This window comes from Sorangium sp. So ce394 (assembly GCF_051474665.1).
In the GTDB taxonomy this organism is placed as follows: domain Bacteria; phylum Myxococcota_A; class Polyangia; order Polyangiales; family Polyangiaceae; genus Sorangium; species Sorangium cellulosum_D.
Genome location: NZ_CP150339.1, coordinates 8,238,850 through 8,260,792 on the forward strand (window position 1 = coordinate 8,238,850; position 21,943 = coordinate 8,260,792).

The window sequence follows — 21,943 nt, forward strand, 5'->3', positions numbered from 1 at the left end:
GCCGCCCGCGCTACGGCCCGGCCGGGTGCCAGATCGTCTTCAGCTCGACGAACCGCTCGATCCAGCGCGGGGACGTCGCCGCCCGGTCGTCGAACCACTCCGCCTCGCCGAGCGAGCGGGACCTCACCCGCTTGACGCTGGCGGCGGCCGCCTCCTCGAGGCGCTTCGCCAGGGCCGCGTCCACGCCGTGCAGATCGAGCGCGGCGACCTCCATGTGCGCGGCGAGGTGCGGCAGCACCTCGGCAAGCTGGCCGGTGAGGAGGTTGACGACGCCGCCCGGCAGATCGCTCGTGGCGAGCGCCTCGGCGAAGACGAGGGCGGTGCGCGGATCCGCCTCGCTGGCGAGCACGACGCAGGTGTTGCCGGCGGTGATCACCGGCAGGAGCGCGCCCGCGAGGCCGAGGAGCGCGGGGCGCGGCGGCGCCGCGATGACGACGACCCCCATCGGCTCGGGCACCGTGAAGGTGAAGTGCGGGCCGGACACGGGATTCAGGCTCGCGAAGAGGCTCTGGTACTTGTCGGCCCAGCCCGCGTACGCGACGGCGCGATCGATCGACGCGAGGACCTCGCGCTCGGCGTCGCCGGCGCCCTGGCCGCCGCGCTCGAGCGAGGCCGCGAGCTCCGCGCGCCGCGCCTCGAGCATCTCCGCGAGGCGGTAGAGGATCTGCCCGCGGTTGTAGGCCGAGCGCGACGACCAGCCGCCGAGCGCGCCGGCCGCCGCGACCACCGCGTCGCGCCCGTCCTTGCGCGAGGCGCGCGGGATGTTCTCGACCGCGCCCGCGCCGCCGTGATCGCGCACCTGCGTGTACCTCCCCGACTCCGAGCGCACGAACGCGCCGCCCACGAACATCTTGTACGCCTTGCGCACGCCGACGCGCGCGCCCGCCTCGCCGTTGCCGAGCGCCATCAGTCCACCTCGAGGTAGGCGAGCAGCCCCTGGCGCCCACCCTCGCGGCCGAAGCCGCTCTCCTTGTAGCCGCCGAACGGGGAGCTGGGGTCGAACTTGTTGAAGGTGTTCGCCCAGACGACGCCGGCGCGGAGCCGCTGCGCGACCCAGAAGCTCTTCGAGCCCTTGCCCGTCCAGACGCCGGCCGACAGCCCGTACATCGTGTTGTTCGCCTTCTCGATCGCCTCCTCGGGCGTGCGGAAGGTCAGGATCGAGAGCACCGGGCCGAAGATCTCCTCGCGCGCGATCCGGTGCGACTGCGCGACGCCCGTGAAGAGCGTCGGCGCGAACCAGTAGCCGCGCTCCGGGAGCGCGCAGCTCACCGAGAAGCGCGCGGCCCCCTCGCGCTCGCCCGCGGCCACGAGCTCCTGGATCTTCTCGAGCTGCGCCCGCGAGTTGATGGCGCCCACGTCCGTGTTCTTGTCGAGCGGATCGCCGACGCGCAGGGTCGCCATGCGCTCGCGCAGCTTGACGAGCAGGGCGTCGTGGACGCTCTCCTCGACGAGCAGGCGCGAGCCCGCGCAGCAGACATGGCCCTGGTTGAAGAAGATGCCGCCGATGATCCCCTCGACCGCCTGATCGAGCGGCGCGTCCTCGAACACGATGTTCGCGGCCTTGCCGCCGAGCTCCAGCGTGAGCCGCTTGCCGGTGCCGGCGAGCGCGCGCTGGATGCGCTTGCCGACCTCGGTCGAGCCGGTGAACGCGACCTTGTCGACGCCGGGGTGGCCGACGACCGCGGCGCCCGTCGCGCCCGCGCCCGTGACCACGTTGACGACCCCGGGCGGCAGGTCCGCCTCCTCGATGATCTTCGCGAGGAGCAGCGACGTGAGCGGCGTCGTCTCGGCGGGCTTGAGGACGCACGTGTTGCCCGCCGCGAGCGCGGGCGCGAGCTTCCACGCCGCCATGAGGAGCGGGAAGTTCCACGGGATCACCTGCCCCGCGACGCCGAGCGGCCGCGGGTCCCGCCCGGGGAAGGCGTGCTCGAGCTTGTCGGCCCAGCCCGCGTAGTAGAAGAAGTGCGCGGCCGCGAGCGGGAGGTCGACGTCGCGGGACTCCTTGATGGGCTTGCCCCCGTCGAGCGACTCGACGACCGCGAGCTCGCGCGACTTCTCCTGGAGGGCGCGGGCGATGCGGTAGATGTACTTGCCGCGATCGAGCGGGCGCAGGCGCGACCAGTGCTTCTCGTACGCGGCCCGGGCCGCCTGCACGGCGAGGTCGACGTCGCGCTCGGAGGCCTCGGCGAACTCGCAGAGCTTCTCCTCGGTCGACGGGCTGACGCTGTCGAGGTAGCGGCCCGACTCCGGGGCGCGCCACGCGCCGCCGATGAAGAGGTCGTACCGCGGCGCGATCTTCACGTGGTCGCGCCCCTCGGGCGCCGGCGCGTAGCGCCACGCGTCGCCGAACACGACGGCCGCCTCGCGCGCGGGGCTCGCGTCGCGCGCGGCGCGCTCCGCGCCAGACTCCCGGGGCGCGCCCCCGTCGCCGCCTGCCGCGGCGGTGCTCCTGTCGCTCATGCCGCGCACTCTACGCCGGCGGCCGCGCGTTGAACATCGGCCCCGGCCACGCCGCGCGACGCCAGGCCGCGCGCGCGCCCCGACCGCGCGCGGTCAGTCCTTGCTGAAATAGTCGCCGCCCTGGTAGGCGCCGGTCCGCTCCTTCTCGAGCTGCATGAGCACGTCGTTGAGGAGCGTGGACGCGCCGAAGCGGAACAGGTCGCTCGTGAGCCAGGCGTCGCCGAGGGTCTCCTTGACCAGCACGAGGTAGTGCAGCGCCTGCTTCGCCGTCCGGATGCCGCCGGCCGGCTTCATCCCGACGCGCTGGCCGGTCGCGTGCGCGTGATCGCGGATCGCCTCGAGCATCACCAGCGTCACCGCGGGCGTGGCCGCCGGGGTGACCTTCCCGGTCGAGGTCTTGATGAAGTCGGCGCCGGCGAGCATCGCGATGCGGCTCGCCTTGCGGACGCGGTCGTAGCTCCCGAGCTCGCCGGTCTCCAGGATCACCTTGAGGTGCGCGCGCCCGCACGCCTCCTTGGTCGCGGCGATCTCGTCGTACACGGCGTTGACCTCGCCGGCGAGCATCGCGCCGCGGTCGATCACCATGTCGATCTCGTCGGCGCCGAGCTCGACCGCCTGGCGCACGTCGGCGAGCTTGACCTCGAGCGTGGACAGCCCGCTCGGGAAGGCGGTCGCCACACTCGCCACCTTGACCGTCGAGCCCGCGACCGCTCGCCTGGCGACGGGCACGAGCTTCGGATAGACGCACACCGCCGCACACGGAGGGATGTCCGCGCGCTCGTGAGGGCGAAGCGCCTTCTGGCAGAGCTGCTCGACTTTTCCGGGCGAGTCTTTTCCCTCGAGGGTGGTGAGGTCCATCATGGAGATGGCGAGCTTGAGGCCGGCGACCTTGGCCGGGCCCTTGATGCTTCGTTTGCCGAGCCCGGCTGCACGCTCTTCCACCATGACCTTATCCACGGTAGGCGAAGAGAAATCGGGGTAGGTGATTCCCCTGCCCTGGCGCACCGCGCCGGGGGCGGCGCCGCTGCCGTTTCCGTAGATCGCCATCGGCCTGGTCTCCTGTCGGCGCAACGTACCAGAAGCGTCGGATCGATCCTACCGAGTGCGTGCTAACGTGGCGCTCTGATGAAGAGACGCTTCCCGACTGCCCTCGTTTTTGTCGTAGTTGCTGTCGTCTTTGCCTTTGTCTCGCTGCTCGCGTGTGGCGCGGCCGAGCGACCCGACGGTGGACAGGGGCTCCTCCCGGTCGGCGCGACGGCGCCCGACGTGTTCGCCGCCGATCAGAACGGCGCGATCCAGCGGCTGTCCGACCAGCGGGGTCGCGCCGTGGTCGTGTACTTCTATCCGAAGGACGGGACGCCGGGCTGCACGGAGGAGGCGTGCGCGTTCCGCGACGCGTGGGATCGCTTCAAGCAGGCCAACGTGCAGATCTTCGGCGTCTCCCCCGACACGCGCGAGTCGCACGAGGCGTTCGCGACCGAGCACAGGCTGCCGTTCCCCATCCTCGTCGACACCGACCAGACGTGGGCCAACGCGTTCGGCGTGCCGACGCGGCTCGGGTCGATGGCGCGCGTGACGTTCCTGATCGATCCCGACGGCAAGGTCGCGAAGGTCTACCCGGACGTCGATCCCGGCGTGCACGCCGACGAGGTGCTGAAGGACGCCGCGCGGCTCACGGGCGCCGCGCTCCCGGCGGCGCCTGCGGCGTCGGCGAGCGCCGCGCCGGCCGGGTCCGACGCCGCGGCGCCGGGCGCGCCGGGCGCTGCGGCCGCGCCGGGCGCTGCGGCCGCGCCGCCTGCGGGCGCGGCGGGATCGGCCGTGCCGGTGGCGACGGGGACGATGCTTCCCCCGGCGGCTCCTGCGGCGCCGCCAGCGAAGCGGTGACGGCGCCGGGCGCGCGGCGCGCGCGGGGGGTTGACGTGGGCGCCTGCACGCGAGAGCACGCGCGTGGTGCGTAGGACGTCGGAATCTTGGAAGACCAACGGTCTCACGCTGTGCGTCCATCGCTTTCGCGACGACGCCGCGCGGCCGTCCGGCCTCACGCTGCTCTTGCTCCACGGCTTCCTCGACGCGGGGAGCACGTGGGATCTCGTGGCCGAGCCGCTCGCGCGGGCGGGGCACGACGTGATCGCGCCCGACCTGCGCGGCTTCGGCCGGAGCGGCCGCGTCGGCGCGGGCGGCTACTACTACTTCCCCGACTACATCGCCGACGTCGCGGCGCTCGTCGACGCGCTCGCGCCGCCGCGGCTCGGCGTGGTGGGCCACTCGATGGGCGGCGCGGTCGCGGTGTACTACGCGGGCGCGAGCCCCGGCCGCGTCGAGCGCCTGGCGCTGCTCGAGGGCCTGGGGCCGCCGGCGCGCGGGCCCGACGTCGCCGTCGCGCGCATGGAGACGTGGCTGCGCGAGATGAAGGGGCTCGATCGGGCGCCGCGGCGGCTCGCGTCGATGCAGGACGCGATCGCGCGGCTCGCGGCGCATCACCCGCGCGTGCCGCTCGACGTGCTCGCGACGCGCGCGCCGCTGCTCACGCGCGAGGAGCCCGGCGGCGGGCTCGCGTGGGCGTACGATCCGATGCACCGGACGACGTCGCCGCTCTGGTTCCAGGCGGAGGCGTTCGCGGCGTTCCTGGAGCGCATCGCGTGCCCGACGCTGGTCGTGAGCGGCGGGCCGACCGGGTGGCGCCCGCCGGACGAGGCGGCGCGGGTGGCGAAGCTCGCGCGCGCGGAGCACGTCGATCTGCCGGACGCCGGGCACATGATGCACTGGTCGGCGGCGGCGGAGCTCTCGGAGCGGCTGGGCGAGTTCTTCGCGAGGGGGAGCGCCGGCGACGCGGCGGGGCCGAGGAGCGGGGGAGCGAGGTAGGCCGCGGAGGCGGCGGTGGCGGCGAGCCAGCGGAAGCCACGAAAGCCCAAGGAAGAGGAGAGGCCGATCGGGGGACGAATAAAAGAGCTTGACTCGGCGGGGCGAGTGGGTAATCTGCGCGCCTCCTCGACGAGAGGCGTGCCACCTTAGCTCAGTGGTAGAGCAACGGTTTCGTAAACCGTAGGTCTCGGGTTCAAGTCCCGAAGGTGGCTCCAGGTAAACGACAGCGAGCATACCCGCTTCCCTGCGGATGCGGCTCGTTGACCAGCCGGGTATCGCCGGCGCTGGGCGCTCTGGGCAACATCGTGAGAGAGCGTGTTGCGCAGCGCGAGCGAGCAACGCCGCGCCGTCGTCCACGATGCCCGCGTAGCCGGGCAGCGCCTCGCGCGTCCGCGCCGCCACCTCCAGCACGGGTTCAGCAGCACCGCGCCGGGCGGGACGCTGCCTACCGCGCCGGGCGCCATCCTGCTCGTCCGCCGCGACGCGCATTTGAAGCGCTCCGGCGGCGTCGGCGGAGATCCGGGAGACCTCGGCCCAGGTTCCGCTCCGGGGGGAGGTTGTCGCGTCCACGCGCCGGACAACGAGCCGCCCGCCGTGACGTGCGGCCCGCTCCACCGTGACATGTCACGGTGCGCTGGGCGACATGTCATGGGGCCGCGCCGTGACATGTCACGGCGCGCAGGGCGAAATGACCGTCAAAATTTGCCAGCGCTCCCGGATCCGTCGTGCGTTTGAGCTGGCGCGCTCGTTGCACTGCCCCCTGAGCGGTACTCTTTATCTGACCCGCTGTATGGCTGGATCGTAATCCAGCTGAAGACGGGCGGTCCCGGGTGAAGCGTATCCCGCGATGATCCCGATGCTGCAGGCGGAGGCTCCCTCCGACCGAGCATGTCGGGAGCATCGATGTGGCCGCGTTCGAAGGCCAGCGGTGTGGCCCACGGGCTTCGGTGACGAGCCCTGTGTGTCGCTCTGCGCGCCGCGAGCAGCGGAGAAGAAGAACAACCACTCAGGACGAAGGCGAGAACTCCAATGACGAACATCAAGGATTCGAAAGGTTGCCGCGGGATGGTAGGAGCTGGGCTCGTATGGGCTCGCACGGGCGCAGCCGGCGCGCTGCTCGCTCTGGCAGGCTCGGCGTGCGTCGCCGCAGATCCGAGCGACGACCTCTCCGACGAGCCGCTCGGGACCCACGCGGAAGAGATCCGCGCCGGCACGGAGGGCGGCGGAGTCGGCGCCGTGGAGATCGGAGATGGGATTAACGGATTCTGCACGGGAACGCTGATCGGTCGACACATGGTCCTCACCGCGGCTCACTGCTTTGACCACCTGCTCGGCACGGCGCTGACGGGGTCTGTGAGCGTCTCGGTATCCTACGCGCGCACCGGGACCACCTGGAGCTGCATGACAGGCACCCCCTCGAACGGCAAATGCTCGACGAACCGCAGTGTCTGGGTGCGACGCCTGCAGCATGCGGATGCGCAAGCGGACATGGCCGTCGTCTTCACCCAGGCTGCGGGCGGCGCGTTCCAGAACGTGACGGCCAGCGACGCCGCCGATGGCATCTACGCAGGGTACCTCGGCTCCACGGAGCCCTATACGTTCTACGGGCGGGGCTTCTACCACTACAATGGCACGGGCCAAAATGTCATGCGCTTCATGAATGATTCGTTGAACTGGGTAGGTGCCGAGCACTTCGTCACGGACGCGGACGACATCCGAGTCTGCGAAGGCGACTCGGGCGGCCCCTATTTCCTCAGGAACACCAACTGGATCTTCGGCATCCATTCCAACTCGGAGAAGCCGGGTGACGATCATTGCGCCGAGGTCGGCGGCAAGGCGCGGGGCATGCGGATCTCCAGCACCCGGATGAGCCAGATCAACAACTTCCGCAGCCTCGAAGGGCTTCCGGCGTGCACGCCGCAATCGAGCGCGTTCCCTGACTACTGGGTCTGCCAGTGAGCGCTCGCTGACGTCACGCCTCCGCGCCGATATCCAGACCGCGCGGCGCCGCCTCGGGTCTGCCGCCCACGCCCCGGGGTGAGCCCGACGAGCTCACGTCACCGCCGCGCGCCGCCTCGCGCCGCCTCTCGCCCTCGACCTCCAGCACAGCATCAGCAACATCGCGACGAGCGCGACATGGCCGTCGTCTTCACCGCGGCCATCGGCGGCACGTCCAGCAACGTGACTGCCAGCGACGCCGCCGGTCAACGCCCGGCCGCGGCCGCGGCGGTGGCCGCGGCGAGCCGCCGGAAATGCTCGATGCCGAGGAGGTTGCACAGGGTCTCCAGGTGCTGCCGGCGCGCCCTGTTCTCGTCCAGCAGGCGCGCGGCGAGCTCGTGCCCGAGCAGATCCACGGCGATGCTGTCTCGCGAGAGGAGGACGTCGCGCGCGTAGTCGTGGAGCGGCCCCGCGACCATGTCGGCGCGCATGGCGTCCACCGAGCGGCGCTGCTTGGCCGAGCGGCCCCGCCACGCGGTCGCCGCTCGCCAGAGCTCGCCCGTGACATAGAGCAGATCGCGCGCGAGCATGCGCCCGAGCCCGGGCCCCTGGAACCGGAGCAGGGCGTTGTCGTTCACGAGGATGCCGCGCGCGGGCGGCAAGAAGCGGCGCACGATGGCGTCGTGCAAGCCCGCGTGCATGCCTATCGGGGAGGGCAGGCTGAACGCCAGCCGCACGACGGACGGGCTCGCGTACGGGCTGAAGCTCCTCCACCAGGAGAAGCGCGACGTGAGCGCGCCCCAGCGGCCATACCGCTCGAAGAGGTAAAACTGATCGAGCACGTCGTGCACGTCGGGCGAGCGCCGGAACATCGCCTCGACCACCGCCTGGGTGCGCTCGCGGACGGCGGCCGGATGCTCGGGCGAGCGGAAGCCTGGCGCGGCCAGGCGGCGCCACTTCCGGGCGAGGAAGGCCGCGACGTCGCCGGCGCCGGCGCCGGCCACCCGCCGGTACTGGCCGGGGCGAGCATAGTAATAGCCACGGAAGATCTCGCCCCCTCCCCCGTCGAAGCCCAGGGGGCGCTCGTCGTCCCAGCTCGGATACCTGTCGATGGCGCGCTTGGCGCTCGAATCGCCGTTCATGTGGAACGCGATGAGATCCGCGTGGCGGCTGAAGTCATCGTGGATGGGCAGATCCAGCTCGCGGTGCTCGTGCCGCACGCCCGAGAGGGCGGCGATGCGCCCGGCCACGCGCACGTCGAGGCTGTCGGGCGCGCCCGAGGTCTTGGCGACGATGCGCTCCGCCGGCACGACCGACGCGACGAGCGCGAAGACGGCGCGGCTGTCGATGCCCGCGGTCAGGTCGGCCCGGACCGTGTCGAAGCCCGCCGCGGCGAAGCGCGTGCTCTCGCACATCGTGTCGACCATCTGGTCGATTCGCTCGCGGACCGCGGCCCCGTCGCGGGCGTCGACGCGGCCCTCGAACAGCCCGAGGGGCGCGGCGAGCCGCTCCAGGCGGCCGCCCCGCAGGCGCAGCCAGTGCGAGGGCTCGCACGGCTCGACGCGCGCGAGCAGCGGCCGCCCGCCGATGGACCAGTCGGCGGCGACGATCGAGCACGCCGCGGCGTGATCGAGCTCGATGGGGCACGCCCCGGTCGCCACGAGCGCGATGTCGTGGGGAGAGACGTAGAGGGCCCCGTCCGCGTGCAGGGTGCGCAGCGCCCGGCGGCCGAGCAGGTCCGAGATCACCGCGACCGTGCGCTCCGCGCGGTCGACGACGACGGCGGAGAAGTTGCCGTCGAGCGCGGCCACCGCGGCCCCGCCGCCCGACTTATAGGCGCGGAGGACGGCGCTTGCGGGCGACGCCCTGGACTCGCCCTGCAGATCGCCGAACAACAGCACGGCGTGCGTGTCGGTGACCACCTGATCGAGCAGGTCGAGCCTCGGCCGCGGCTCCGGCGCGAGGAGCGCCCACCCGCCGCCCACCTCCGGCAAGACCTCCACCGCGACCCGGGGCTCCGGGCCCACGGAGGGCATCCGCTCGCCGATGAGGAGCGCCGTGCGGCGGAGAAACGCGGCGGGATCGCGGTCGCTCGCGTCCGGCAGGTTGAAGGCGGCGATGAACGAAAACAAGATATTCTCCCCTGACCTGTGATGCCCGTCCAGAAGAGCGGGTGATGGAGCGCGGCCGCGATGAGCGCTTCGCGCGCGATGAGCGCCAGCGGCGGAGAGCGCGCTGGCGCGCGCGAATCTAGCCGGAGCTCCCCCGCCGCCGCAAGCGCCTGAGCGCGCTCTGCCGACCCGGCTCGCTGGCCGGCGAGGCCATCCCTACCCCCACCCCACGCTGGAGACCTGCGCGCCCGCCACGGGTGCCACACGCGGCCGTCGACCACGTGCCCACGTGCCTTGTGCCGCGCGACACGTGCCACGTGCTGTTACACGCGCCGGGTTGCGAGACCGGCCAGCTTCGGCTCGCCGGCCATCCGACCGTGCGCCGCGGGGTGGCGCGCTCTCTGTGGCACGGCCGCTGCTTTAGCGGTGCGCTGCTGTGAATGGACCGTCTTCACCCCACAGCCAGCCTGCAGACCCAGAGAGGTAGACCGATGCGTCACTGGTTAACATTGCTTGGATCCATCGTCCTGATCGGCGTTCCAATCACCGCCGATGCGCAGAGCACTCAATGCCGGGCCGAAGATCAGCTCTTCGCCGTCTCCCGGTACCGCGACACCGAGGGCCACTCGTCGATCTACGTGTACGACGGCGACCACGTCTTCGTCGACCTCGGCGGCGACTACGGCGAGCCTCACTACGCCACGGCGATCACGTTCGCCAACATCGACGGCGATCCGGATCTCGAGCTCATCGCGGGGCGCAACGCGCGCGATTGCGTGAACTGCGACACCGTGCCGCGCCTGTTCGTCTACGATGACAAAACCACCCATTTCAAGCTGATCGCGACGCTGGGCAACTGGGGCACGAGCACGGGCGTGAAGGCCCTGGCAGCGGGCGATCTGGACGGTGACGGCGACGACGAGGTCGTCGTCGGAATGAACGAGAGCTCCGATGCGCTGGCGGCCAGGGTGCTGATCCTGGACGACTTCATCCATGACGGCGAGAGCTCCCATTTCGATACGGTCCGCGAGCAGCGCTCGGAATGGGGACCGGACTACTACGTGACGGGGCTCGACGTGCGCGACGTCAACGGAGACGGCCGCGACGAGGTCGCCATCTCCAGGAACAGCCCGTGCGACGGGTGCAGCGGCCTCGGGCTCCGCGTCGAGGTCGCGAGCCTGAATAGCAGCGGCGATCTCACCACCGTCTTCAGCGCGGGCGACAGCGTGTTCGGCGCCGACCCCTCGGTGCTCGGGGTCAAGCTCCTCGACTTCGACGGCGACGGCAATGGGGACCTCGCGGCGATCGCCGAAGGTGATTACGGCGACCAGCGTGTGTTCGTCTTCCCCGGCGAGCACGACTTCTTCACCACGGAGATCGCCTTCGGGGCTCCTTTCGACCCCGGCAGCGACAACTGGGGCGGCGATCTCCAGGCCATCTCCATCAGCTCCGGGGACATGAACGGGGACGAAAACGAGGAGCTGGTGGTCGGGCGGTTCGGGGATGGCCCGGGCCCCAAGCTCATCGTCTACAGCAAGAGCGACAACGGGACCATCTCCGAGATCACCCGCGGCCAGGAGTGGGGCGAAGACGTCGGCGCGAGCGCGGTCGCCATCGTCGACACGGATCTGGACGGCCGGGGCGAGCTCCTGTTCGGCCGCACCGAGAGCCCGAACCCGAGGTGGGGCGTCTACGACGACCTGCTAACGGACGTCGTCTACCGGAAAGGGGGGACCACCGACTGGGACGAGGACTACTACGTCACCGACATCGCCGTCGGCGACAAGGTGTGCGCCATTTTCGGGGATCCGCACCCCATCCCCGACTCGGTCGCGGATGCCAACGCGGAGATGGACGACCGCTTCAAGAAGCTCTTGAAGGTGTGGATGCGCACCTTCGAAGGCGACTTCACCAACTTCGGTAGCTGGGACAGGGCGCAGATCACGGGCTTCCGCCGCATCGCCGCGGGGCTCGCCGCGCTCGTCCATCTGGACCCGGGGGATAACCTCAGGCCGCCGCCGGACTTCCCGCAGCTCGTCGAGGACTGGCTCGTCGAGAACGCGCACATGCATGAAGACGTCGGTACGGACGGCGACTTCGACTTTCATCTCATGGGCGCGATGACGCTGCTGAACGCGTTCGGGAACACGCCCGAGGGCGCGACCCCGCTGCTCACAGACGCGGCCGTCAAAGCGCTCCTCGTGTACACGAGGATGACCCCGGCGGCTTGTGACGTCATCCAAAACGACAGCAGCTACCCGCCCGACCGTTACGCACACTTTTGCTCACCGTTTGTCCCGTACGTCGGAGACAAGGTGCGCAAGCTGGTGCACGACGCGCCGCTCGTCGACGCGTTGCCGTTCCACATCGCCGTCCCCGAGACGGAGAACCACGTCCTCATGACCAACGCCTGGATCTACCTGGCGAACCAATGGATCCGCAACAATCCACGGCATGATCCGTACATCCAGGCCATGCGCGACCGGAGCCCCGAGAAGTTCGTCAACGACGGCACGGAGCTCGAGCAAGCGCTGCTCGCCATCCTCGGCCGGGTCACGAAGAACGGCCTCTTCGAGGCCAACGCGCGCCCGTACCAGGGCTTCACGCTGCGCGCCTTGATGCAGCTCGCCGGCCACGCCGAAGGCGAAAAGGTGCGGACCGCCGCGCGCAACGCCGTCGACTACATGGCCGCCATGGTCGCCTTCCAGTCCTACGAAGGCAAGCGCTATGCCCCGATGCGACGTCAATGGGCACAGAAGGACCAGCTGGAGCTGTACACCGCCGACTTTCCGCCGAGCATGTTCGGCATCCTGACGGGCGTGTATTCGTTCAACGATGATCCGTCTTGCCCGAAGTGGGCTCACAACTGCATGTGGTGGAACGGAGATCAGTACAGAGGGTTCGCCCTCGACGCCGTGCTCAGCGGCTACCAGGTGCCGGAGCTGATCCACCACTTCATGTTGAAGCCCGACAACGAACAGCCCGGGTTCGGCGCGTACACGCGCGCCGGGTCGCGCTACTCCACGCAGTTTTACCGGATCCACGGGCCGGCGCGCTACCCGGCGCCCAACGTGATGGGCGACCCGGACCTCGACGCCATCGCGCGTGATCTGCCCCGCGTCGTGGAAGAGACGATGAGAGAGCAAGGCGATTATTCCGGGTTCTGGGATTACGAGCCGGCGTTCGAGCACTACTTCTCCACCAACGACTTCCTGAACAGCTCGGGCGGCAGGTACCGGCGCTTCGAGAACGCGGGGCTGGGCTCTCTCGAAGAGGCTATCGAGGATACGAAGCCAGACAAGAAGCACGCGCACGACTTCCTCGCGAGGCCGAGCGTGCTGTTGCTCCCCGGTGATCAGGGCAACTGGGGCGTGACCGAGGCTCAGCACCTCACGCCGATGATGAGAGGGGACGGCTACACCTCGAACAACGGGCCCGTGTACAAGAACGTCACGCTCGGCTTCGATCCCAAGGAAGATTGGCCGACGCGGACCCCGGATGGCTGGGCCCAGAGCGACGTTGTCATGCTGGACAACGGGTCGAGGGCCAAGGTGATCACCGAGCCGGGCGGCGACCTGCACCTCGTCGTGGTCTCCTTCACCGTCATGCACGGAGGTCTGTGGGAGGTCGTCCCTGGTCGCTGGGGCTCAGGCACCGAGGAGCAGGGCGTCCCGGCCGCGGAGGTCCTGAGCGCGGTCGTGTCCAGGAACGCCGGCCTGACGGCGCAGGGCAACGTGCTCCCCTACCGGACGGTGGTGAGCGACGAGCAGCTCGACATCGGCTTCTCGGAGGAGGAGTCGCTGATGTGGATCGACCGGATCGATGGCGACTCCGCGAGCGCGGTCGACCCGCAGGGGCCGCAGGCCGTCATCGATTTCCCGCTGCTCCTCGTCGAGCAGGTCGACGCGGACTATAAGTTCACGAAGGTCGAGTACGTGCGCGCCATGGGCGACGGGCTCGTCACGATCCACAATCCGCACCTGGGTGCGAAGTTGATCCTCGACTCGAGGGACCACCACAATCCGAAGCGCCTCCCGGAAGGGGACGCGGCCGTGGACCCGCCAAGCCAGATCCGGTTCGACGAGAGCTGGCTGCCCGCGCAGCCCGGCTCCGCCGCGCAGAACGCCGACGGCAGCGGCTTCACCATCACCCCGAACGGCGCTGGCAACGCCCGCATCGACCGCGAGTACCAGCGCACGGGGACGAGCTGGACGCCGGGGTCGGTGTCGTTCTCGGTCAAGGTCAGCGGCAACCCGACCCGGAGCGCCCGGCTCAAGGTCACCCTGAACGCCGCCTCGACCGGCACCGTCCAGCTCGGCTCGACCGTGGTGCTGGCCGACGTCCTGACGGCGGGGGAGACGGACGTGCTCTTCAACGTGCCTTCCGCGACGCTGGCGGCGCTCCAGCAGACGCAGGAGCCGGTCACGATCGCCATCGACATCGCGGGCGCCGCCGGCGCCACCGTGGACATCACGTCGCTGCGGGCCAACACCTACCGCACCACGCCGCGCGGCCAGGCCAGGGTCGGCACCTGGGACGACCCCTGGACGACCACGGCCAGCAACTCGATGAACGCGGTCGCGACCGTGGGCGAGACGTCGCAGCGGGTGTGCTCCTCGGACTCCCGCACGCTCGAGAGCGGTTCCTTCAACCCGAAGAGCTTCACCTGGATCTCTCGCCACCTCGCGCTCGACGTCCGGATCCCCACCGGGCTGCCGAACCCGGCATGGCAGGGCTCCCTCCAGCTCTACTACCATGATCGCCCCGAGGACACCGTCGCCCAGTACGCCGGCCAGTTCGACCTGACGGCTACTTGGCGGGCGAGTGGGTCACGGCGCACTTCACGCTCCCCGAGCCGATCTTCGCCGCCCTTCAGGAGAGCGACCGCGGCTCCACCCTGCAGGTCTCGCTCATGGCCGACGCGGCGAACGGCGACTGCTTCCGGTTCGACAACGTGCGGTTCATGGGGGAGCTGCAGTGGAACGGGGCGACGAGCGGCCTGGAGGACGGGCCGTTCGTGCCGGTCACCACCGTCGAGCGCGTGCTCGGCTTCGAGACCGAGGACGCCTGGCACGTCGTGCAGGGCACCACGGCGAGCCTCGTCGAATCGCCGACCGTCCCGGAGCTGAAAGCGCTGTCGGTCGCGGTCTCGAACTACACCGAGATCGAGAGCACGTCGTTCCCGACGAGCGAGCTCGCCGCGTTCGGGCCGACGCTGAAGCTCGACGTCGTGTCGCCGCCGCCGGTCAACCCCAGCTGGCCGGGCGATGCCACGATGTTCCTGGCCTGCATGGGCGCGAACATGTCGCACCAGGAGGTCGCGACGAACACCGTCCCGCTGCCGCAGGGCTCGGGCGCCCACGTCGTCAACTTCGTCGTGCCTCCGGCGGGTCTCGCGCTCCTCGCCCAGGACAACGAGTGCCAGCTCCGGCTCGTGCTCAACGCCTCCACCAACGCAGGCACCTACGTGCTCGACAACCTGCGCTTCTCCCTCTGACACCCACCGCCCCGCAGGGCCGCGCGACCCCGCGCGGCCCTGCCCGCCTCGCGCGCTGGCCGGCGAGGCCGTCCCCTCCCCAGGCTGGAGACCTGCGGGCCCGCCACCGGGTTGCACGCGGCACGGGCACGTGCCCGTGGCACGTGCCACGTGCCGCCATGCGCGTGGCGGGGCGAGGGCGCGCGCAGCTTCGGCTCGCCGGCCATCTCACCGCGCCCTGCGGGGAGGCGCGCGTGCGGTGGCACGGTCGCTGCTTTCGCGGACGCCTGCAGCGAATGGGCTGCTTTCGCTCCGCAGCCAACCTGCAGGCCCAGAGAAGGAGACCGATGCGTCGCTGGTTATCATTGCTTGGATCCATCGTCCTGGTCGGCGTTCCAATCACCGCCGACGCGCAGAACACTGAATGCCGAGCCAAAGCTCAGCTCTTTGCCGTCTCGCGGTTCCGTGACACGGAAAAACACCCGTCGATCTACGTGTACGACGGCGACCACGTGTTCACCCTGCGCGGCGACAACTACGGCGAGCCCTATCACGCCACGGCGATCACGTTCGCCAACATCGACGATGATGAGGAGCTCGAGCTCATCGCGGGGCGCAACCGGCGCGATTGCGTGCTGGGCTGCGACGTCGTGCCGCGCCTGGTCATCTACGATGATCGAACCACCCAGTTCAAGCAGATCGCGACGATGGGCAACTGGAGCACGAGCAAGGGCGTGGAAGCCCTGGCGGCGGGCGATCTGGACGGCGATGGCGACGACGAGGTCATCGTCGGAATGAACGACGGCACCGATACGCTGGCGGGCAGGGTGCTGATCCTGGATGACTTCACCCATGACGGCGAGACCCCCCATTTCAACGTGGTCAAGGAGCAGCGCACGGAATGGGGTGAGGACTACTACGTGACGGGGCTCGACGTGCGCGACGTCAACGGAGACGGTCGCGCCGAGGTCGCCATCTCCAGGAACATGGGCTGCGGCCTCCTGTGCGGGAGCATCGGGCTCCGCGTCGAGGTCGCAGGCTTGGATGTCAACGGCAACCTCACCACCCGCTTCAGCGCGGGCGACAGCGTGTTCGGCGACGACCCCGCCGTGCTCGGCGTCAAGCTCCTCGACTTCGACGGCGACGGCAACGGGGACCTCGCGGCGATCGCCGAAGGAGACCACGGCGATCAGCGTGTGTTCGTCTTCCCCGGCATGCACGACCTCGCCCTCGGGCAGATCGCCTTCGGGCCGCAGTTCGACCCCGGCAGCGACGCCTGGGATAGCGACCACCAGGCCATCTCCATCGCAGCCGGAGACATGAACGATGATGGAAGGGAGGAGCTCGCGGTCGGGCGGAGCGGGGGCGACCAGCGCTCGAGGATCGTGATCTTCAGCAAGGACGAAAGCGGGGTCATCTCCGAGACCACCCGCGGTCAGGAATGGGGAGAAGACATCGGCGCGTACCCGCTCGCCATCTTCGACGCGGATTCAGATGGCCAGGGGGAGCTCGTGTTCGGCCGCACCGAAGGCCCGGCCCCCAAGTGGGGTATCTACGACGACCTGAGCGCAGGCGCTGTCTACAAAAGAGGGTTCGGCCACGACTGGGACGAGGACTACTACGTCACCGACATCGCCTTCGGCGACCAGCAGTGCGTCATCGAGGGCGATCCGCACCCCATCCCCGGCTCGGTCGCGGACGCCGACGCGGAGATGAACGACCGCTTCAAGAAGCTCCTGCGGGCGTGGATGCGCACCTTTCAAGGCGATTTCACCAAAATCGGGAGCTGGGAAGACGCCGAAAATGCAGGCTTCCGCCGCATCGCCGCGGGGCTCGCGGCGATGGTCCACCTGGAGGAGACGGACGTGCTCAGGCCGCCGGGGACCTTCCCGCAGATCGTCGAGGACTGGCTCCTCAGCCACGCGTACATGCACAAAGACGTCGGTACGAACGCGGACTTCGATTTCTATCTCATGGGCGCGATGACGCTGCTGAACGCGTTCGGGAACACGCCCGAGGGCTCGCAGCCGCTGCTCACGGACAAGGCCGTCAATTCGCTCCTCATGTACAGGTGGGCGCCCCAGACGACGTGTGACGCCTGGGAGAGCGGGGCCCTCGACCCCGGCGACAACGTCCACGTGGAGACCTGGTGCAGACCCACGATCCCTTACGCCGGAGACAGGGTGAGCAAGCTGTCGTACCCCAATGAAATCATAACAGTCCCGGAGACCGAGAACCACGTCCTCATGATCAACACCTGGATCTACCTGGCGAACCAGTGGATCCGCAACAACCCCCGACAGGATCCGGAGATCCAGACGATCCACGACCTGAGCCCCGAGAAGTACGTCAATGACGGCACGCACCTCGAGCAAGGGCTGCTCGCCATCCTCGGCCGGATCACGAAGAACGGCTTCTTCGAGACCAACGCGCGCCCCTACCAGGGCTTCACGCTGCGCGCCTTGATGCAGCTCGCCAGCCATGCCGAAGGCGAGAAGGTGCGGACCGCCGCGCGCAACGCCGTGGATTACGCCGCCGCCATGATCGCCTTCCAGTCCTACCACGGCAAGCGCTACGCCCCGATGCGGCGTCTCTGGGATTACAGGGACAACCTTGCGCTGTACAGCTCCGATTATCCGCCCATCATGTTCGGCATCCTGACGGGCGTGTATTCATTCAACGACAATCCGCACTGCGATGCTCGCAACTGCATGTGGACGAACGGCGGAGATCAGTACAAAGGGTTCGCCCTCGACGCCGCGCTCAGCGGGTACCAGGTGCCGGAGCTGATCCACCACTTCATGCTGAAGCCGGACAACGAGCAGCCCGGGTTCGGCGCGTACACGCGCGCCGCGGCGCGCTACTCCACGCAGTTCTACCGGATTCACGGGCCGGCGCGCTACCCGGCGCCCAACGTGATGGGCGACCCGGACCTCGACGCCATCGCGCGTGATCCGGCCCGCGTCCTGGAAGAGACAGTCAAAGAGGATGGCCTATTTTCCGGGTCCTGGAACTACGAGCCGGCGTTCGAGCACTACTTCACCACCAAGGACTACCTGAACAGCTCGGGCGGCAAGTACTGGCACTTCGAGAACGCGGGCCTGAGGCCCGGCGAATCGAATGTCGAGGCTCAGTTTTTCGAGGAGAAGAAGCACACGCACGACTTCCTCGCGAAGCCCAGCGTGCTGCTGCTCCCGGGCGATCAGGGCGACTGGGGCGTGAACGAAGGTCAGGACGTCACGCCGATGATGAGAGGAGGCGGCTACACCTCGAAGAACGGGGCCGTGTACAAGAACGTCACGCTGGGCTACGATCCCAATCTGGATTGGCCCACGAAGACTCCGACCGGATGGGTCGACAGCCAGGTCGTCAACCTGGACAACGGGTCGAGGGCCAAGGTGATCACCAAGCCGGGCGGCGGCCTGCACGTCGTCGTCGTCTCCTTCCCCGTGATCCACGGCGGTCTCTGGGAGGTCGTCCCTGGTCATTGGGGCTCAGGCACCGAGGAAGCGAGCGTTCCGGCCGCCGAGGTCCTGAGCGCGGTCGTGTCCAGGAACGCCGGCCTGACCGACTGGGACAACGTGTTCCCCTACCGGACGGTGGTGAGCGACGAGCTGCTGGAGATCTCGTACTTCGCGGAGCCCGCCCCCGAGCTCAAGTTCTTCAAGATCAACGGGGTCCTCGGCCTCGCGTTCGATCCGCGTACTGCGCAGGACGTTCGCGATTTCCCGCTGCTCTTGGTCCAGCAGGTCGACGCGGACTATCAGTTCACGGACGTCGAGTACGTGCGGGCCATGGGCGACGGGCTCGTCACAATCCACAATCCGCACCTGGGTGCGAAGTTGACCCTCGACTCGAGGGACCACCACAATCCGAAGCGCCTCCCGGAAGGGGACGCGGCCGCGGACCCCCCGAGCCAGATCCGGTTCGACGAGAGCTGGCTGCCCGCGCAGCCCGGCTCCGCCGCGCAAAACGGCGACGGCACCGGCTTCACCATCACCCCGGACGGCGCTGGCAACGCCCGTATCGACCGCGAGTACCAGCGCACAGGAACGAGCTGGACGCCGGGGTCGGTGTGGTTCTCCGTCGCGGTCACCGGCAACCCGACGCGCAGCGCTCGGCTCAAGGTCACCCTGAACGCCGCCTCGACCGGCACCGTCCAGCTCGGCTCGACCGTCGTGCTCGCCGATGTCCTCACCGCGGGCGAGACGGACGTGCTCTTCAACGTCCCTGCCGACGCCCTGGAGGAGCTCCAGCAGACGCAGGAGCCCGTCACCATCGCCATCGACGTCGCGGGCGCCGCCGGCGCCACCGTGCACGTCAAGTCGCTGCGGGCCACCACCTACCGCTCCACGCCGCGCGGCCAGGCCCTCGTCGGCAGCTGGGACGACCCCTGGACCACCACGGCCAGCAATTCGATGAGTCCGATGGCGACCGTGGGAGAGGCATCCCAGCGGGTGTGCTCCTCGGGCTCCCGCACGCTCGAGAGCCCGTCCTTCGTCCCGAAGAGCTTCACCGGGATCTCTCACCACCTCGCGCTCGACGTCCGGATCCCCACCGGGCTGCCGAACCCGGCATGGCAGGGCTCCGTGCAGCTCTTCTATCATGATCGACCCGAGGACACCGTCGCCCAGTTCGCCGGACAGTTCGACCTGACCGGCTACCCGGCGGGCGAGTGGGTCACGGCGCACTTCACGCTCCCCGAGCCGATCTTCGCCGCCCTTCAAGAGACCGACGGCGGCTCCACCCTGCAGGTCTCGCTCATGGCCGATGCGGCGAACGGCGACTGCTTCCAGTTCGACAACGTGCGGTTCATGGGGGAGCTCCAGTGGAACGGGCCGCCGAGCTACCTCTTGAACAACGGGCCGTTCGTGCCGGTCACCACCGCTGCGCGCGTGCTCGGCTTCGAGACCGAGGATACCTGGCACGTCGTCCAGGGCACCACGGCGAGCCTCGTCGCGTCGCCGACCGTCCCGGTGCTGAACGCGCTCTCGGTCGCGGCCTCGAACTACACGGTCATCGAGAGCACGTCGTTCCCGACCAGCGAGCTCGCCTCGTTCGGGCCGACGCTGCAGCTCCAGGTGGTGTCGCCGCCGCCGGTCAACCCCGGCTGGTCCGGCGATGCCACGATGTTCCTGGAGTGCATGGGGGCGAACCTGTCCTACCAGGAGGTCGCGACCAACACGGTCCCGCTCCCGCTGGGCTCGGGCGCCCACGTCGTCAGCTTCACCGTGCCTCCGGCGGGTCTCGCGCTCCTCGCCCAGGACAACGAGTGCCAGCTCCGGCTCGCGCTCAACGCGCCCACGAACGCAGGCACCTACGTGCTCGACGACCTGCGCTTCTCTCCCTGACACCACCGCCCCGCAGGGCCGCGCGACCCCGCGCGGCCCTGCCGCCTCGCGCGCTCTGCGGCGATGCCATCCCCACGTGTCATTCACCTGGAGTTACCAGCGCGTCAGCGTGCTGCAGCTGGCCGGCGAAGCTGGAGGCCGATCCCGACGGCGCCTTACCCCCTCACGGTCCCAATTACCGCGACGGCAAGAAGCGCCGCGAGACAAAGCACCAGCACCCCGACCACGACGATCCCCCAGCGCTTCCGCGAAGACATCGCGCGCGCCGTCATCACGCCAGCGCCACCCCTCGCCTCCTTCCAGGGCTCCGTCCTCGCCAATCGCTCGCCTGCTGGCGTGCCTGCAGCCTCCAGGTTGAATTTCAATTCTCCCGGGAGGCTCTCGACCCCCTCCGGGTTGAATTTCACTTCTCCCCGGCGCCTCTCGACAGCCGCCGGCTACATCGTCAGCACCAGCTTGCCCACCGTCTTGCCCGACTCGATCGCCCGGTGCGCGTCCGCGGCCCGCTCCAGCGGGAACGTCGCCACCGGCGGCGCCGCGATGCGCCCCTCCTCCACCCAGCCCGCGAGCCGATCCATCGCCTCGCGCAGGATCTCCGCCTTGTGGAACAGGTACGAGAGGTTGAAGGCCAGCACGCTCTTGTTGTCGTTGCAGAGATCGAGCGGGTTGAAGCGCGGCATCCGGAGGAAGTCGACCGCGAGCTTCGGGTAGTTCGGGCGGCCGCCCTGCCGCGGCAGCATCGTGTGGAAGCCGTACACGACGAGCTTGCCCGCCGATGCCAGGTGCCGGTAGCTCTGTCGCAGCGTCTCGACCCCGTTCGCGTCGAGGACCACGTCGTAGCCCTCGGGCGCGTGCCGCTCCGCCGCCGCCCAGAGCGGCTCGCTGCTCTTGTCGATCACCGCGTCGGCGCCGAGGCGCCTCGCCGGCTCGACCTTGTGCGCCGCGCCCACCACGCCGACCACGCGGCAGCCGGCGATCTTGCCGAGCTGCACCAGCGCGCTGCCCACGCCGCCGGCGGCCGAGTGCACAAGCAAGACCATGCCCGGCCGCAGCCGCACCAGCTCGAACAGCGCGTAGTACGCCGTCATGAACACCGCCGGGAAGCCCGCGGCCTGCTCCGGCGTGAGCCGCGGCGGCAGCGGGAAGACCTGGTGGCGCGGGACCACGACGCGCGAGGCGTAGCCGCCGAAGCGGACCACGCCGACGACGGGCGCCCCCGGCGCGAGATCCGCGACGCCCTCGCCGACCGCGGCCACCGTGCCCGCGACCTCGAAGCCGGGCGTGATGGGCCAGCCGACGTACTTCTTCGCCGACTCGTAAAGGCCCATGCGGACGACGCAATCCGCGTAGTTGACGCCCGCCGCCCGCACGTCGACGAGCACCTCGCCGCGCCCGGGGCTCGGGTCCGGGTGCTCCTCGACGCGGAGCTTGTCGTGGCTGCCGGGCTCGTGGACGACGATCTTGCGCATGGGCACCTGTTGGGCTGCCGTGGTCTCACCACGGGTCGCGACGGCGAAAGGGACGGCGACGGAGACGGCGGCCGCGGTAGTACACCGATCGGGTTCGAGAAGGAAAGGCGCAGCGGACGCGCTCGCGACGCGCGCCGCACGGCTCGAGACGCGCTCAACACGCGCGCGAGACGCGAACGAGACGCGAACGAGACGCGAACGAGACGCGAGAGCGGCCCGCCCCTGGTCTCGCGGGTTCTGCTTGACAGGAAAAGCGCGCCTCGCTCTCCTGTCCGA

Annotated in this window: 11 protein-coding genes and 1 tRNA gene; 7 read left to right on the forward strand and 5 right to left on the reverse strand. The window is 69.7% G+C overall.

Going from position 1 to position 21,943, the window contains the following annotated elements; translation table 11 throughout:
• Positions 1 to 10: 10 nt before the first annotated feature.
• The 3 genes from WMF33_RS30265 to deoC all read right to left on the reverse strand — a co-directional run bounded on the left by WMF33_RS30265 (position 11) and on the right by deoC (position 3,507).
• Positions 11 to 907, reverse strand: a complete 897-nt coding sequence (locus tag WMF33_RS30265; protein ID WP_437331882.1) for an aldehyde dehydrogenase family protein — start codon at positions 905 to 907, stop codon at positions 11 to 13.
• Entirely contained in the window at positions 907 to 2,460 is a 1,554-nt protein-coding gene (locus WMF33_RS30270; protein ID WP_437331883.1) for an aldehyde dehydrogenase family protein, read from the reverse strand. Before WMF33_RS30270 ends, WMF33_RS30265 begins: the two co-directional genes overlap by 1 nt.
• A gap of 93 nt (positions 2,461 to 2,553) precedes the next feature.
• Positions 2,554 to 3,507: a deoxyribose-phosphate aldolase gene (gene deoC / locus WMF33_RS30275; RefSeq protein ID WP_437331884.1), complete on the reverse strand. Its 954-nt coding sequence runs from the start codon at positions 3,505 to 3,507 to the stop codon at positions 2,554 to 2,556.
• Positions 3,508 to 3,585: 78 nt separating this feature from the next.
• On the opposite strand from deoC, the gene WMF33_RS30280 reads away from it, so the two are divergent.
• The 4 genes from WMF33_RS30280 to WMF33_RS30295 all read left to right on the forward strand — a co-directional run bounded on the left by WMF33_RS30280 (position 3,586) and on the right by WMF33_RS30295 (position 7,281).
• Entirely contained in the window at positions 3,586 to 4,344 is a 759-nt protein-coding gene (locus WMF33_RS30280; protein ID WP_437331885.1) for a peroxiredoxin, read from the forward strand.
• A gap of 63 nt (positions 4,345 to 4,407) precedes the next feature.
• Positions 4,408 to 5,322, forward strand: coding sequence for an alpha/beta fold hydrolase (locus tag WMF33_RS30285; protein ID WP_437331886.1), 915 nt, complete (start codon positions 4,408 to 4,410; stop codon positions 5,320 to 5,322).
• A 140-nt stretch (positions 5,323 to 5,462) separates the two neighbouring features.
• Positions 5,463 to 5,537: transfer RNA gene (locus WMF33_RS30290), tRNA-Thr, on the forward strand.
• A gap of 814 nt (positions 5,538 to 6,351) precedes the next feature.
• Positions 6,352 to 7,281, forward strand: coding sequence for a trypsin-like serine peptidase (locus WMF33_RS30295; RefSeq protein ID WP_437331887.1), 930 nt, complete (start codon positions 6,352 to 6,354; stop codon positions 7,279 to 7,281).
• A 245-nt stretch (positions 7,282 to 7,526) separates the two neighbouring features.
• On the opposite strand, the gene WMF33_RS30300 is transcribed toward WMF33_RS30295, so the two are convergent.
• Complete coding sequence (locus tag WMF33_RS30300) at positions 7,527 to 9,392, reverse strand: hypothetical protein (protein ID WP_437331888.1); 1,866 nt, start codon at positions 9,390 to 9,392, stop codon at positions 7,527 to 7,529.
• Positions 9,393 to 9,862: 470 nt separating this feature from the next.
• Here WMF33_RS30300 and WMF33_RS30305 point away from each other — a divergent pair, with 470 nt between their 5' ends.
• The 3 genes from WMF33_RS30305 (at position 9,863) to WMF33_RS30315 (ending at position 20,198) form a co-directional block, all read left to right on the forward strand.
• The gene (locus WMF33_RS30305) at positions 9,863 to 14,500 is read left to right on the forward strand and encodes an FG-GAP repeat domain-containing protein (protein WP_437331889.1); all 4,638 of its coding nucleotides are present in this window, start codon (positions 9,863 to 9,865) and stop codon (positions 14,498 to 14,500) included.
• Complete coding sequence (locus WMF33_RS30310) at positions 14,389 to 14,868, forward strand: hypothetical protein (protein ID WP_437331890.1); 480 nt, start codon at positions 14,389 to 14,391, stop codon at positions 14,866 to 14,868. The genes WMF33_RS30305 and WMF33_RS30310 overlap by 112 nt, the downstream gene beginning before the upstream one ends.
• A gap of 473 nt (positions 14,869 to 15,341) precedes the next feature.
• Positions 15,342 to 20,198 carry an FG-GAP repeat domain-containing protein gene (locus WMF33_RS30315; protein WP_437331891.1) on the forward strand — a complete coding sequence of 1,619 codons (4,857 nt, stop codon included), beginning with the start codon at positions 15,342 to 15,344 and terminating at the stop codon, positions 20,196 to 20,198.
• 437 nt (positions 20,199 to 20,635) lie between these two features.
• On the opposite strand, the gene WMF33_RS30320 is transcribed toward WMF33_RS30315, so the two are convergent.
• Positions 20,636 to 21,667: a synaptic vesicle VAT-1 family membrane protein gene (locus tag WMF33_RS30320; RefSeq protein ID WP_437331892.1), complete on the reverse strand. Its 1,032-nt coding sequence runs from the start codon at positions 21,665 to 21,667 to the stop codon at positions 20,636 to 20,638.
• Positions 21,668 to 21,943: the final 276 nt, after the last annotated feature.